Source organism: Mitsuokella jalaludinii DSM 13811 (genome assembly GCF_000702905.1).
In the GTDB taxonomy this organism is placed as follows: Bacteria; Bacillota; Negativicutes; order Selenomonadales; family Selenomonadaceae; genus Mitsuokella; species Mitsuokella jalaludinii.
On record NZ_JNKR01000001.1, the window covers coordinates 1 to 13,478 of the forward strand.

20 protein-coding genes and 1 pseudogene are annotated in these 13,478 nt (G+C 53.3%); 6 read left to right on the plus strand and 15 right to left on the minus strand.

What is annotated here, in order from left to right:
* Positions 1-333, plus strand: a 333-nt coding sequence (locus T518_RS00005) for an IS30 family transposase (RefSeq protein ID WP_036373367.1), incomplete at its 5' end; no start/stop codon positions are given.
* On the opposite strand, the gene T518_RS00010 is transcribed toward T518_RS00005, so the two are convergent.
* From T518_RS00010 to T518_RS00025, 4 genes are all read right to left on the minus strand, one after another.
* Positions 325-771: a hypothetical protein gene (locus tag T518_RS00010; protein WP_036373370.1), complete on the minus strand. Its 447-nt coding sequence runs from the start codon at positions 769-771 to the stop codon at positions 325-327. The genes T518_RS00005 and T518_RS00010 overlap by 9 nt on opposite strands.
* Positions 772-796: 25 nt before the next feature.
* On the minus strand, positions 797-1,105 hold the full coding sequence (locus tag T518_RS12275) for an RtcB family protein (protein ID WP_282722817.1): 309 nt from the start codon (positions 1,103-1,105) through the stop codon (positions 797-799).
* A gap of 159 nt (positions 1,106-1,264) precedes the next feature.
* Positions 1,265-1,573, minus strand: a complete 309-nt coding sequence (locus tag T518_RS12280) for an RtcB family protein (protein ID WP_051652109.1) — start codon at positions 1,571-1,573, stop codon at positions 1,265-1,267.
* A gap of 510 nt (positions 1,574-2,083) precedes the next feature.
* Positions 2,084-2,713, minus strand: a complete 630-nt coding sequence (locus T518_RS00025; protein ID WP_036373375.1) for a formate dehydrogenase — start codon at positions 2,711-2,713, stop codon at positions 2,084-2,086.
* Between the two features lie 350 nt (positions 2,714-3,063).
* On the opposite strand from T518_RS00025, the pseudogene T518_RS11505 reads away from it, so the two are divergent.
* A pseudogene (locus tag T518_RS11505) lies at positions 3,064-3,324 on the plus strand (transposase); the annotation flags it as partial.
* A gap of 214 nt (positions 3,325-3,538) precedes the next feature.
* Here T518_RS11505 and T518_RS00030 read toward each other — a convergent pair.
* The 3 genes from T518_RS00030 to T518_RS00040 all read right to left on the minus strand — a co-directional run bounded on the left by T518_RS00030 (position 3,539) and on the right by T518_RS00040 (position 5,381).
* Positions 3,539-3,997, minus strand: a complete 459-nt coding sequence (locus tag T518_RS00030; RefSeq protein ID WP_051652110.1) for a DoxX family protein — start codon at positions 3,995-3,997, stop codon at positions 3,539-3,541.
* A 256-nt stretch (positions 3,998-4,253) separates the two neighbouring features.
* The gene (locus tag T518_RS00035) at positions 4,254-4,958 is read right to left on the minus strand and encodes a hypothetical protein (RefSeq protein ID WP_051652111.1); all 705 of its coding nucleotides are present in this window, start codon (positions 4,956-4,958) and stop codon (positions 4,254-4,256) included.
* Between the two features lie 36 nt (positions 4,959-4,994).
* Complete coding sequence (locus T518_RS00040; protein ID WP_036373381.1) at positions 4,995-5,381, minus strand: hypothetical protein; 387 nt, start codon at positions 5,379-5,381, stop codon at positions 4,995-4,997.
* A gap of 235 nt (positions 5,382-5,616) precedes the next feature.
* On the opposite strand from T518_RS00040, the gene T518_RS00045 reads away from it, so the two are divergent.
* A complete protein-coding gene (locus tag T518_RS00045; RefSeq protein WP_036373384.1) occupies positions 5,617-6,327 on the plus strand; it encodes a hypothetical protein in 711 nt (236 codons plus the stop codon).
* Between the two features lie 54 nt (positions 6,328-6,381).
* Here the strand turns inward: T518_RS00045 and T518_RS00050 are convergent, their stop codons facing one another.
* Both T518_RS00050 and T518_RS00055 read right to left on the minus strand, forming a co-directional pair.
* A complete protein-coding gene (locus tag T518_RS00050; protein WP_036373386.1) occupies positions 6,382-6,609 on the minus strand; it encodes a hypothetical protein in 228 nt (75 codons plus the stop codon).
* An 11-nt stretch (positions 6,610-6,620) separates the two neighbouring features.
* Positions 6,621-7,574: a magnesium transporter CorA family protein gene (locus T518_RS00055; RefSeq protein ID WP_036373389.1), complete on the minus strand. Its 954-nt coding sequence runs from the start codon at positions 7,572-7,574 to the stop codon at positions 6,621-6,623.
* 320 nt (positions 7,575-7,894) lie between these two features.
* Here T518_RS00055 and T518_RS00060 point away from each other — a divergent pair, with 320 nt between their 5' ends.
* Together T518_RS00060 and T518_RS00065 are read left to right on the plus strand one after the other, a co-directional pair.
* Positions 7,895-8,317, plus strand: coding sequence for a PPC domain-containing DNA-binding protein (locus T518_RS00060; protein WP_036373392.1), 423 nt, complete (start codon positions 7,895-7,897; stop codon positions 8,315-8,317).
* Positions 8,318-8,352: 35 nt separating this feature from the next.
* Positions 8,353-9,294 (plus strand): ketopantoate reductase family protein, encoded by a 942-nt coding sequence (locus T518_RS00065; protein WP_081828367.1) that lies wholly within the window; start codon positions 8,353-8,355, stop codon positions 9,292-9,294.
* A 63-nt stretch (positions 9,295-9,357) separates the two neighbouring features.
* Here T518_RS00065 and T518_RS00070 read toward each other — a convergent pair whose 3' ends face one another.
* The 5 genes from T518_RS00070 to T518_RS00085 all read right to left on the minus strand — a co-directional run bounded on the left by T518_RS00070 (position 9,358) and on the right by T518_RS00085 (position 11,845).
* Positions 9,358-10,464, minus strand: a complete 1,107-nt coding sequence (locus T518_RS00070; RefSeq protein ID WP_036373395.1) for a DUF362 domain-containing protein — start codon at positions 10,462-10,464, stop codon at positions 9,358-9,360.
* A gap of 36 nt (positions 10,465-10,500) precedes the next feature.
* Positions 10,501-10,668, minus strand: coding sequence for a flavodoxin (locus tag T518_RS11510; RefSeq protein WP_081828368.1), 168 nt, complete (start codon positions 10,666-10,668; stop codon positions 10,501-10,503).
* Between the two features lie 61 nt (positions 10,669-10,729).
* Entirely contained in the window at positions 10,730-11,188 is a 459-nt protein-coding gene (locus T518_RS00075; RefSeq protein WP_081828369.1) for a carboxymuconolactone decarboxylase family protein, read from the minus strand.
* A gap of 31 nt (positions 11,189-11,219) precedes the next feature.
* Positions 11,220-11,639 carry a cupin domain-containing protein gene (locus T518_RS00080; RefSeq protein ID WP_036373397.1) on the minus strand — a complete coding sequence of 140 codons (420 nt, stop codon included), beginning with the start codon at positions 11,637-11,639 and terminating at the stop codon, positions 11,220-11,222.
* Positions 11,636-11,845 carry a hypothetical protein gene (locus T518_RS00085; protein ID WP_036373401.1) on the minus strand — a complete coding sequence of 70 codons (210 nt, stop codon included), beginning with the start codon at positions 11,843-11,845 and terminating at the stop codon, positions 11,636-11,638. The genes T518_RS00080 and T518_RS00085 overlap by 4 nt, the downstream gene beginning before the upstream one ends.
* A 154-nt stretch (positions 11,846-11,999) precedes the next feature.
* On the opposite strand from T518_RS00085, the gene T518_RS00090 reads away from it, so the two are divergent.
* The gene (locus T518_RS00090; RefSeq protein ID WP_036373404.1) at positions 12,000-12,200 is read left to right on the plus strand and encodes a hypothetical protein; all 201 of its coding nucleotides are present in this window, start codon (positions 12,000-12,002) and stop codon (positions 12,198-12,200) included.
* Positions 12,201-12,270: 70 nt separating this feature from the next.
* Here the strand turns inward: T518_RS00090 and T518_RS00095 are convergent, their stop codons facing one another.
* Positions 12,271-13,395 (minus strand): MBL fold metallo-hydrolase, encoded by a 1,125-nt coding sequence (locus tag T518_RS00095; RefSeq protein WP_036373407.1) that lies wholly within the window; start codon positions 13,393-13,395, stop codon positions 12,271-12,273.
* Between the last annotated feature and the right edge of the window lie 83 nt (positions 13,396-13,478).

Here is a 13,478-nt window from a genome sequence, read left to right on the forward strand (position 1 = left end):
AACAAGGTGATGTGTGAGGCACTCTCGGGGCAACCGCATCTTTCGGTCACGCCAGATCGCGGAAAGGAATTCTCGAAACATGCTCAGCTCAGCAAGGAACTGAAGCGTGTGACGTTCTACTTTCCTGCTCCGCACCATCCATGGGAGCGCGGGACCAACGAGAATACCAATGGGCTTCTGCGGGAGTTCTTCCCGAAAGGCAAGGACATCACGGATACGCCAGAGGATTACATCCAACGGAAGTACCATGAGTTGAACCTGCGCCCTAGGAAGTGCCTTGGCTACAAAACACCATATGAGGTCTATTTCTCAAAGGTGTTGCACTTAGCTTGACAATTCGCCTCTTTTTATTTCACTTCCTCCAAAATTACCAGCGAATGTTCGCTCAAGTGCTTTGCCATAATCGTTGGACGACATATTCCTTTTAATATTTTCGTTGGCATTCTTGACAACGCCTATATAAAGATGTATTCCATCTTCTTCACCACTTAAGATATAGACAAAATTAAACCCAGTGTTATCAAGTGCTAACAGGACATTTTCAAAAGCCTCACGATGGGGATAATCCTCATCATAGGATAACTGCGTTATTTCATAGAAGCAAACATCGTTGCGTTTAAGTCCGTCAATTTCGATTACATTGTCTGTATGGACTTTAAGCGGTTCATTCTGCATAGCCGGAATTTGATAAGACAACAATGCCATAATACTTTCAGCGTCCATTGACTCGTGTGCAATACCAGTAATCAATTTATTTTGTATAATAGGCATCTACATTCACCTCTATTTTCGCAATTCATTCTGCCGCCTTAAAATTACAAATGGGCTTCAAAATATCCAAAACTTTCACGGTATCGCCAATCACACTCAAAATATCATCAATGGACTTATACGCCATTGGCGATTCGTCCAGTGTGTCTGCTCCGACAGATGTGGTATAAATTCCCTCCATGGCGTTTTGATAATCTGTCACAGTAAGTGTTTCTTTCGCTTGTTTCCTGGACATACTCCTACCTGCACCGTGAGGAGCGGAGTTGTTCCAATCGACGTTACCTTTACCGATGGCAAGAATACTGCCGTCACGCATATTGATTGGGATAAGCACCCAATGTCAGTAAGTTAACAGAAGTAACAACCAGTCCAAAGCCAGTAGCTACATGCCTTTTGGAGAAATGAGAGTGGGATAAATCTGTCATGAATGAAATTTTAACATGGCAAACAAGCGGTTAGCCACCTCCAAAGTACCAATGCCGTTTTCTACCGATTATATACTATCACAAGATTTCAACTTCTCGTAGCAATACAGCCTTTTCAGGTCAAAAGCCTCCTGCGGTTTATCCCAAACATTCATTCCGGAAGGCATAAAATGCGCAACTTCGTCAAAATACGAAAAATCAACTGTCGTTGTGTTCAATCGAACGGTATACATACCGCAACCGATATCCCCCCCCACAATATTCGGTACTACTTTATCCGTCACGGTCATAGTCGTACCGATAGTACAGCCTTTCCCCGCATGGACATCAGGCATAATGCGAATCCTACTACCGACGGCAAAATCGTAATCACACATACGGGCAATTTGCTCTCGCGCCGTGTCATCGATGGCTTTGGCGTAAGAAATTGTCGCAGCTTTTGTTCCTTTTTATTCCTTCCATAACGATCTCCTATTTCAGCCGTTTGAGCAGAGACAGCCACCAAAGTTCCTCCTATTGCCATTCGCTCATGCTATTGCAAGTGCGAATGGCGTAATCGTTATTTTTGCGCTCCCATCAAGGGAACATTCTCCAATCGGCGAAGCGTAGCCACGGATTGGTGTCTGTCCGAAATATCGGTATAACGCAAGGACGAATGGCGCAAGCGCGATGTCAATGATACGTATTGGCGGTAGAGATTTCGAGCCAAATGCTCATAAGGCTCTCTATGCCTCCATCTCATCATTATCGAGACAGCTTTTAGCCATTTTTCGTATTTTGTGTGGGCTCATAGTTCATCCACACCTGAACCGAAGTCCCTTCGTTGCCTGTCCCTGCTCAAGCGGCTGCGACGCGAAGCTAGTCCCGTCTGGAATGCCGCCCGTATGCTACTTCTCCATCAATTCCTCCAAGATAAAGCGATTTTCTCCGGCAAGGTCGAATTTCAGCGCATAATCCACCTGCGTCTGGAGCAGAGCCTCATCAATCTTGATAGACACCTCGTCCGAGGAACGGTTCAGTTCCTTGACCATGGCGCGAACCTTGTTTCGGTCGTAGTCAATGGTCAAGATGCGATCAATGTCGTAGCAGTAGGATGTCTGGTTGCCATCATTGTTGAACACATAGCCACGTCCCTCGCCCTTTTGGAGTTCGTGGGAGCTTTTGCGGTTCGCAAGTTCCTGCAACATACCGAGGAACGCACGACGGCTCTTGTTGGCATCCACTGCCGCATCGAGGTTAAAGCCCATGCCCGCCTTGGCCTTGCCGATAGCCGCACCCAAGCGTTCCTTTTCCTCCATTAGTTCCTGCCAGATACCGAGCAGTCGCCCTACATCAAAGCCCTCGTCAGCTTTCCGGCTGACATCCACGGTGTCATCCTGCTGCCCCGCCAGAGCCTTGCTGCGGAGATGTTTCTCTGTGATAGTCATCACATTGTCCGCATCGGACAGATAGCGGTTGATATACGACATCAACTCGCTGATTTTGTTCTGCGCCTGAAAGGCTTCCTTTAGGTTCATTGCTACATTCCTCCTCTGGCTTTATATTTCTACGCATTTCCTCGCATTCCTGCCAGATTCATGTAAATTGTTTAGCTGTCTTGAAATGATTTAGTGCGTATACTCCGCTGTCACCGACATCAATAGACTATCATGCGCTCCCAAAAGTCCCGGATAGACTCAAGCTCATGGGACTCGGCGATACCCGTCTTATACCACACGGCGAGGTGTTCACTGGTAAGATAGATAAGGTAAAATATATTTCGCAAATTCAATTTCATAAAAAATAGACATAGTCTATTGCCGCTAGTACAATTAAGTTACCGCACCAAATTCGTAAGGAGGCAATAGACCATGTCTGGTAACATTATATCACCGAATTGCTTTGGGGCACAAAGGTCTCTTCGGACACCATCAGCAACCTCAACCAGAAGGCGTACAAGCACATCGAAGAATGGCGTCAGCGTCCTTTAACGGGCGAATACCCATACGTTTACGTCGACGGCATTTACCTCAAGCGCTGCTGGGGTGGTGAGATTCAGAATGTATCCGTTTTGGTCGCTATTGGCGTCAACAAAGACGGATTTCGTGAGATTCTCGGTGCAGTGGAAGGTATGAAAGAGGACAAATCGCCCAATGCCTTGCGTCCTGCTGTCTGTTTTTCCATGATAAATCCTCCTATCTCACGACTTCATCTTTTGCTATCATCAATAGCATGGCATGCGTGCCATGTGAAATGCTTATCAAAAATCATCTGTCATTCTTAAAATGTATTCCATATAGACCAAAGAGAAAGCCCTGCCTGTTCCAGGTGAACCAAAACAGACAGGGCTTTCTTGCGGATATTCAGAAAGGATTGTGTTCTTCTTCACTGACTTCATTGCGAAGCAGGTGGTCGAGGCTGTAGCGTCCCGGGCCGGCAAAGACGACGCCGAGGTAGAAGACGCCTTCCTCAAACGGGCGCGAGACCTGCAGGAGCGGTGCGCCGGAGGCAAGCTCGATGGAGGTCGCCATCATGAGGTTGCCGACGAGGAAGAGGGCCATCGGGCGGTAGAACAGGCCGAGCAGGATGAAGAGTCCGCCGAACGTCTCCGCCAGGCCAGAAAGCAGTCCGAAGAACGTCGGGAAGATATGGATGCCGAGTGCGCCCATCATCGAGCCGAGTGCCGTCCACCCCTCAGGGCCGCTTAAGAGCTTCGGCACGCCATGCCAGATGAAGGCAATGCCGATCAAGATGCGGAAGACGAGCAAGCCGATGTCCTTCTTCGACGCGATGATGCTGTTGAGGTACTGCAATGATTTCATGGTAATCGCTCCTTATTTCTATTATAATATCTAACGGATATTTATTATCTACTTATATGATATATTAAGTATGTGATCGACACAAGAGCGATTTTTTCATTTACCAGGTATGAAATGCTTGCGTATTGTTGCAACACAAAGAAAAACAGCCCGGCGATACATCGCCAGGCTTATGAAAAGAAGAACATGCCCCGCCTGCTCGTATCATAGGGATGGAACAGGCAGGGCTCTCTGTCAAGAAGACAGCGAATTACTCTTACGCAGTCTCATCGGCCTGTTTCCTGCGCCGCATGTAGAGGAAACCGCCCGCGAGCAGCAAGGCCAGGACGATGATACCGACCGTCAGGGCGATGTGCGCCTGGTTGTAGATGCGGTAGCTCGCCTGCATCCTGACGTCTTTGCCCTCCGAGATGGTCTTCTTGAGGTTCCAGGTCAGGCTCTTGCCGTCACCAGCGATGCTGTCTGCATTCTGCGTCTCAGGCTTGACAGGCAGGTTCAGCGTGAAATTATACTGGACCTGGTCGAGCATGCCCTGTACCATCTTCTTGCTCTCGGGATCCTGCGCGCCCATGTCCGTCTCCTCGCCCTTGGCGAAGAGATCGAAGGTGTAGGCGTCGTAGAACCACGAACGCGTGACGGTGACGCCTGCATTGCGGCCTTCCACCGCCGTGAACATGTCGCCGCCCTTGGCTGCCAGTGTCTCGATGTCCGGATACGATACCGTGACCTCGTAGCCCGTCATGTCGCCGTCATTGACGTCTTTGACGACGGCATCGGGATTCTCCGCGACGAATTCATTCTTCGTGGCCTTCAGGGCCTCTGCGGCAAACATATTGCCGACCATGCGCGTCACCATCGTGCTGGAGCCGTCCTCCTTGATGGTCACGCTTTCTTCCGCTTTGATGCAGCCCGCTGCTGCCAGGGAAAAGACGATGAGCAGGACTAGGAATATCCGCTTCACGTTGCTCACTTCCTCTCAAAACTCAACACCGATCCGTCACTTATCCTTTGCCTGTTTCTCGAACAAGATGGTCATGCCCGAATAGTCCGTCTTGACTTTGCCAGTCTCCACCTTCACGAAGACCATCTCACCGGACGAATCCTTGATCTTGAAGCCATTCGCCGTCTCCTCCCAGTCGCCGTTGCCCTTTTCATCGCCGACGACAGCCTTGACATCGCCGTTCGGCTGGAGGTCCAGCGTGAACTCGCCGCCGACCGTCTTCGCGACATTGACATTGATGCCGCCCATCGAGCCCGTCGTAGCCTTCCATACGCCGACGTATTCGCTGTTCTCGTACTTGTCCGACATGCAGCCAGAGAGCAGCAGGCAGAGCAGGCAGCCCGCCGTCAAGATGAGCATCATGCGCTTTGCGAATCCCTTCATGGCAATCTCTCCTTCCTCAAAGTCAAAATCCTTGAATCGCTTTCTCATTCGCTTTCAGTATACAATGGCGGAAGGCCCGACCGTACTGTACAAAATGACAGGTCAGCCAAAAAAATCAGGCCAGCATGAAAAACTGTCGCAGAAATATCCGACCTGTCATTCCCGACAGGTCGGTCGGGTCGCCGATTGTCGTATACTAGGGATAGAGAGGATTCTGTGATGCGGAGGTGATGTTATGCTGAAGCGATTCCTGATGATGCTGCTCATCTGTGGATACCTGCTGTATGCGCCGACAGCAAGGGCTTGTGAGGAAAGCCCGCTGCCTTACTGGATGGATTATCAGGCATTCCTGAGCGAGTACCGCTCTGCCATTGTCGAAGACCGTGATACGATAGGCGGCTGGCAACTGAGTGCCGCGGCCAAGGTGGCCGGCCCCGAGGGGACAGGCTACGCCTTCGTCTGGATGGACGAGGACGATGTGCCGGAACTCCTGATTGGAGATCTGGAGCGCTGGCATGTCTGGCAGGCCTACACCTGGAAGGACGGCAAGATCTACAATCTCTACCCGGAGGGCGACCCCGGCGGCGAGATGTGGATGACCGAAGGCAAGCTGCTCTACCTCGAGATCGCGACGATGAGCTGGAGCTATCACGCCTGGTCCGGCAAGCGCGCACACGCAACGGACCTGTCTTTTGCGGCGGCCTACACGCAGGACCTCGAGACGCACACGATCCGCGTCTACTGCGGCGAGCGCGATGAAGAAGGCGTTCCCATCTGGCACGAGATCCACACGGATGTCGAGAACGTCATCGCGATGATGCCGACGACGCGGATGCTCGAGCTCGACTGGCAGCGGCTCGCGGACCTGTCTGTCCCGGCTGACCATGAACACGATTTCAAGACGGGGCCGACCCGCTTCTACCGTGGCGAGGACGACAACACCTGAAAAAAAGACACATGCAGCAATACACGATTGCAGCATGTGTCTTTTCTTCTCCGTTCAGCAGGAGCTCTCTCCCCAGACGGGGTGGCGGGCGGGCTTGAGGCTCCGCACGCGGATGAGGCGCAGGGCCTCGTGCATGTCGATGTCTTCGCGCATGCCGTCTGCTTCGTAGACGCAGACGGGATCCTTGACGCCGAGCTCACTGCCCGGCATGTAGACGTATTCGCTGTTTTCAGGGTCGCCATAGATGACGCCGACCCTGAGTTTCGATTCGGCAAGTACCATGGTTCTCCTCCTCAGAACATATCGCGGTGCCAGAGCACGTAGGCACTGACGATACTGATGCTGAAGGCGATGCACATGACGTAAAGGAAGCCGTGCGCATTTTCGGCAAACGGCACAGGCACGTTCATGCCGAAAAAGCTCGAGACGACGGTCGGGATGGCCAAGATGATCGTCATCGCCGCCAAGAATTTCATGACGAGATTCTGGTTGTTCGAGATGATTGACGAGAACGTATCAGCGAGGCGCGCGAGGATCTTGCTGTACATCTCGACCATCTCTTTCGCCTGCTTGTTCTCGATGATGACATCCTCCAAGAGGTCCTCATCCTCCTCATACGCCTTGAGGATTGGCGTCAGGCTCGTGTTGTTGCGCATGCGCAGCAGTTTGTCAAGCACGGCGCCGTTCGAGCGGATGGCCGCATTGAAGTACGTCAGGCCCTTCTGCAGCTCGAGGAGGCGCAGGATCTCGCTGTTCTTCATGTCGTGGCGCAGCTGGTCCTCGATCTCCTCCGAGAGCTTCGAGATCTGGCGCAGATAGCGCAGGAAGTACGTCGCCGACTTGTAGAGGATCTGGAACAGGAAGCGCGTCTTCTTGTAGGTTCGGAAGAGACGCGATGTGCGCTCGTTGAACTCCGTGATGACAGGCGTCTCCTCGAGGCAGACGGTGATGATGTACTCATCCGTCACGATGATGGCGAGCGGCAGGGCATCGTAGCTGTCCTCGCCGCGGAAGACCGGCACATTCGTCAGGACCATGACCGAGTTCTCCTCGACGTCCGTATGGGAGCGCTCCTCATCATCGAGTGCGGAGCGCAGGAAGTCGGGATCAACCTCGGTGAGATTGCTGACGACCTTGAGCTCGTACGGCGTCGGATCGACGATGTTGATCCAGGCGCCCTTCTCGAGCGTCTTGAGCGTCAATTCCTGCAGTGGGCCGCTCTCCAGGGATTTATAGATCTGCAGCATGGATAGAATCTCCTTTCCACGGGGAGACTCCTGCCCGCTGCGCTTACCGGCAGGCCATGGAGATCACTCCCCCACTTGTATCACATCGTTTGGGATCTATCGCACTAGGGTGATCGTCCATGATCTCACCAGCCTTTCTTCTCTGTCACTTGATTCTCACAAGAAAAATGCAGCTGCCGCACGGGCAGCTTTTCCGAACTTCATTATATTACCAACGCCGCAATCTTGTCCAGCATCCGCGTGTAAAAAATGTGTTAAACCGCGCAGAGAAGGATTTCACCCCAAAAAGGCGAATCCATCCAATGAAGGAGTGATGAAACATGGAATACAAGAATATCGACAGCCAGCACATCCTCGTGCGGCTCGACCCGAACGACGAGATTGTCACCTCGCTGATGCAGGTCGCCAAGGAAGAGAAAATCGAGCTCGCCATGGTCCAGGGGATCGGCGCCGTCAAGAAGGTCGTCATGGGCGTCTACAACGTGCCGGAGCAGCACTACAAGGCCAACACCCTAGAGGGCGCCTTCGAGATGCTCTCGCTGACGGGCACGATCGACACGATGGCGGGCAAGCCCTACAGCCACTTCCACATCGCCGTCGGCGACGAGCAGGGCGCAGCGCACGGCGGCCACCTCAACGAGGCCATCATCAGCGCGACGGCCGAGATCGTCATCACGAAGCTCGCGGGCAGCGTCGACCGCCGCAAGAGCGAGGAAACGGGCCTGAACATCTGGAAGTTCTGATTTCCTCCCGAGGTCCGATCAGAAAGGAATCCCTCATGAATACCACAAATCTGAAATTCGCCATCTTCGGCGTCGGCGGCACGGGCGGCGTCATCGGCGGCTATCTCGCAAACGCCGGCAACGATGTAACGTTCCTCGCGCGCGGCGCGCACCTCGCCGCCATGCAGAAGGACGGCCTGACCATCCACACGAATCATCGCGGCGACATCCGCATCAAACCGTGCCAGGCGATGCTCGCAGACGATTACCATGACACACCCGATGTGCTCTTCATCTGTGTCAAGTATTACGGACTCGACGCTGCCATCGCGCTCACGCGCCGCATCGCGGGCCCTGACACGCTCGTCATCCCGATCCTCAATGTCTTCGGCACGGGCGCCGTCATGCAGGAAAAACTGCCCGGCAAGACGGTGCTCGACGGCTGCATCTACGTCTTTGCCAAGCGCGGAGGCCCCGGCATCATCGAGCAGCCGCAGGAAATCCTGCGCGTCTTCTACGGCTTCCGCCCGGGACAGTGTGACCGTCTCGCCCCGAAAGCTGCTGCACTCGAGAACATCATGCGCGCGGCTGACATCCACGCCCATTTCACCGAAGACATCCAGCGCGATGCCCTGACGAAGTTCTCCTTCGTCTCACCGATGGGTGCGGCTGGCCTCTACTTCGGCGTGACGAGTGAGGCATTTGGGGAGAAACCGGAAGTCCGCGAGACCTTTATCGGCCTCATCAAAGAAGTCGAAGCCGTCGGCCACGCCATGGGCATCACCTTCGACCGCGACCTCGTCGCGACCGACCTGCGGCTCATGGACGCCTTCGCGCCGGGGCTCACGACCTCGATGCAGCGCGACGTCGCCGCGGGAGGCCCGTCGGAATTTAAAGGTCTCGTCTCACGCATCGTCGAACTCGGCGAGAAGTATCACGTACCAACCCCGCTCTACCAGAAAATCAACGACTGGGGCAAGGCCCAGGGGCTTGCCTGAATCTAGATAAAAAAGCCCTGCTCCTTCCATATATAAGGAACAGGGCTTTTTATTTCGCTGAAATTACGCTTTGAACGGCTTTACATTCTTCACGGCTTCGGCCAGCGTGATGGGCGTATCCCCATGATCCATATCGAGAATGACATAGCGGTCGCAGCCCATGCCAAGTTCTTTCATATAGCTGAGCTGACGCAGGCCATGGCGGGTTTCCATGCGCTCGACGAGGTCGTGGCGGTATTTTTCCGGCAAAGCATAGACGAGGTCAACAGATGCTTGGTCGGCTGCGAGAATATCCGTCGAAGCGAGAATGCCGATATTCGGCGTGACGACCGGCTGAGCCGCCGTACCTTCGCAGTCACACGAAACCGACATGTTGCGCAGCACGTTGATGTAGGCAATGTGGTCGCCAAAATGGTCAGCCGTTGCTTTCGCAGATTCAGAGATACGCTCCATGAGTTCTTCCTTACTGATGCCCCACTGCGTACCCGTATCGCCGGTATGAATCATCTTCTTGCCGATGCGGCCGTCGGCGCAGCCAATGCCGATGTTCTTGTTGGAACCGCCGAAGCCGCCCATCGTATGGCCCTTAAAATGCGTAAGGACGAGCAGCGAGTCGTAATTCAGCATGTGCGAGCCCACAGACATTTCCGTGAACCATTTGCCGCCCTTGACCGGCAGCATAGCCGTGCCCTCTTCATCCATGATATCGACCGGCGCAAAATCCCAGCCGTTGACAGCCAGCGTCTTGCGGTGTTCGGCCGTCGTATAGCGCGCGCCCTGATAATAGGTATTCGTTTCGACAATATTGGCTTTCGGCAGTTTCTCTGCTATAAGCGTCTTGACCCACGGACGCGGGATGATGTTCGGGCCGTGCGGCTCGCCCGTATGCAGCTTGATGCCGACTTTGCCCGTCATATTCTGCGCAATGGCATCGTACGCCTTGAGCAGGCCGGCCGCAGAAAGATCCCGCGTAAAATATACGACAGCCTCACCGCCCTGACGCTGGGAAGGTGCTACATAATGGTCGCCGCCCTCTGCCGCCTTCGGTGCTGCAGGAGCATCTGCCGTCTCTGCCAGTGAAGTCTTATGCTGCCAAAGACTGCCTGCTGCTGCCGTCGCCATCGCAATTCCGGCCATTTTTACAAAATTACGTCTTGTCATGCCTTTCATGATAGTACCCCTTCCTAACGTATCAGTAAAATAAAGTTAAGCGGAAACAGACTTGGAAACGCTGACGCGGCTGCCTTTATTATGGTAGTCAAGGTCTGCCTCTGTATACTCAGGATCTGCCTCAATTTTCATGATATCAGCATTCTTGGCCTTTGCTAAGTCCTTAGCGACCTGTTCCGTACGGCCTGTATTCGAATAGTAAATACTGCCTCATAAATTTCTGCCCATCTGCTCGATCATATCGCCAAATGAGAAATGATGCAGCTTATTCTGCGTAAACTTCTTTGGCGTAACGGAACGCCGCCCACGCCTTGGGCCAGCCGCCGTAAAAGCCGACCTGCGTGATGATTTCAGCCATCTCGGCCTTCGTCACGCCATTTTTCTTGGCCTCACCGATATGGTATTTGAGCGAGCTATCCGTGATGCCCTGTGCAATAAGTGCTGAAACCGTCACGATGCTGCGGTCATGCAGCGAAAGCACATCATTTTTGCTCCAGACCTCGCCGAAAAGGATATCATCGTTATAGCGCGCAAAGTCCGGTGCAAAATCGCCGAGCTGGTTGCGTCCGGCCGTCTGCACGATTTTGACGGCCTTTTTCTGCGTTTCTGTTTTGCCATGATTCTGTTCCATTGCACTTGCCTCTTTCATCGAAAAACCACTGCCCAAAAGCATGATACCTGCCAGTAGGGCAGCCATGACTTTCATCTTGCCACTCTGTTTCATTTTATTTTTCTCCTTATTTTTCTCCCGGATTTCATGGCAGTGCATCATAGGCAGCCGAGTCTACGGGCTCGCACCATTCGTTGCTCGTCTCCTCGCCCGGTACCTCGATGGCCAGATGCTGGAACGCACTGTCTTTGGCTGCGCCATGCCAGTGCTTGACTTCCGGCGGGATGTTGACGACATCGCCGGCCTTGAGTTCTCTTGCCGGTTTTCCCCATTCCTGATACCAGCCGCGGCCGGCCGTGACCAAAAGGATCTGGCCGCCGCCCGATTCGGCATGGTGGATATGCCAATGATTGCGGCAGCCCGGTTCAAACGTTACATTGCCGACATAAACCTGCTGCAGCGAGAGTCCATTTAAATAACTCTTGCCATCAAAATACTGTGCGTAATTGACATTTTCCCCGCCGATGGCAAAGGGACTTGCCTGCTTGATTTCATCGAGTGTCATACGATCTCCCGTCCTTTCGAATGCTGTTCGAGTGTAAAAATCATATAATCGAGGCAGGAAAGTTTTTCCTGCTGCTGGTGCAGGGTCTCGACCAGATGGCGCCTGTGCCGTTTCAAGTAGCAGAGGCGCGCCTCATCGTCGGGCAGGGCATCGTACTCTGCCTGGCATTCAGGCGTGCAGCCAGCGTCAAGGAGTTCATCATGCATGTCTTTCGCTCCTTTCCTCTCCTGATGCTTTTATCATAGCAGGACATAATTGTAATGTGAAATGCTTATGTCTTAGGATATGTTATATGTTTTGCGTATCAAAATCATTGTAAAAAAATCACCTGCCCGGTAAAATAAAAGCAGATGATACTCGATGAGATTTACGCGTACCAGCCGCAGCACGCTTCTGACCGAGGACGGCATGCACCTTCGGCAGCGCGCGGAGGAAATTCTCGCGCTCGGCCTCATCGATTTCGCGCTGATGATTGAGCCGTTCCCACTTGAAGATTATCATTATATCCGCCTGCCCGAGCCTATTCCTATTGGCATCGTGACACGCGATGACAGCAAATAGGCTAAAAAAAGCTGCTGGCTGTATCATATATGGACGCAACCAGCTGCTTCCCAGTGTCTTTTACAGTTTCTTATGCCGTCTGCCACCAGGGCGAGAAGCTCTGCTTCTGGTCAAGCAGCACGAGGGCGCCGATTTCCGGGGTCAGGAGCTGATAAGATTTATCCTGGCTCGCCGCCTGCAGCCTTGCCATCGGCTCCTGCCACGGATGGCGGGCCAGCGCGAATTTGCTGTTATGCGTGGGGATGACAAATTTTGCCCCGACATCTTCACAGGCCTGCGCCGTTTCCTCGGGCAGCATGTGGATGTGATGCCATGCGAGGTTGTACTGGCCGTTTTCAGCGAGCACGCAGTCAAAGCCGCCGAACTTCTTGCCAATGACCTTAAAATGCGCGCCATAGCCGCCATCGCCCGTGTAATAAAGGCTGCGCTTTGGCGTGATGAAGGCCATGCCGCACCAGAGCGTGGGATTCTGCTTGAGGAAACGGCCCGAAAAATGCTGCGACGGCAGGATATGGACGGAGAGCGTAGCCGAAAGCTTGATTTCCGTATCCCAGTCTTCTTCGTGGATGCTGTCTTTCGCAAAGCCCCACTGCTCAAAATAGGCGCCGACGCCGAGCGGGCAGACGACGTGATGAACCCTTGACTTCAGGGCCATGACCGTCGGATAGTCGAGGTGGTCCCAATGGTCGTGGCTCATGGCAAGCACATCGATTTCCGGGAAATCCTCGGCCGTATAGACATTCGAGCCTGCAAACGCGCGGTTGATAAACCACAATGGCGAAGCGTAGCTGCTGAACACGGGGTCGATGAGAATGCGGCAGCCGCCGAGCTGCACGAAAAAGCTCGAATGGCCAAGCCAGACCACGGCATCCTGCTCGCGCGGCAGAGCCAGAAGATTCGCCTTCTCTGTCGGCAGGGGATGAGCGGGCACCAGGCCTTTCTTATCACCAAACAGAAATTTCCACGTGGCTACGAAGCGGTTTTCATGCCCGCCCTCGTCTTCCGACATGACGGGCACAGGTACGAGGTTCTCAAAATGGTCCCCATGGTAATGCGGCGAGGCCTGCATGCGTTTTAAGCGGTCACCTGACGGCAGCTCTCCAAACTTTGGCCGATGCACATAAGAATAAACGCCGCCCGCAGCCGCTGCGCCGAGCAGCCCCAGACCGGCTAAAATAAATTCACGTCTTGTCATCGTTTGCTTCCTCTCTCATTCGATAGAATGGTATTGCGAACAATTATACCGCATTTTTCTTCCTGCGCCAACAAAAACGGTAA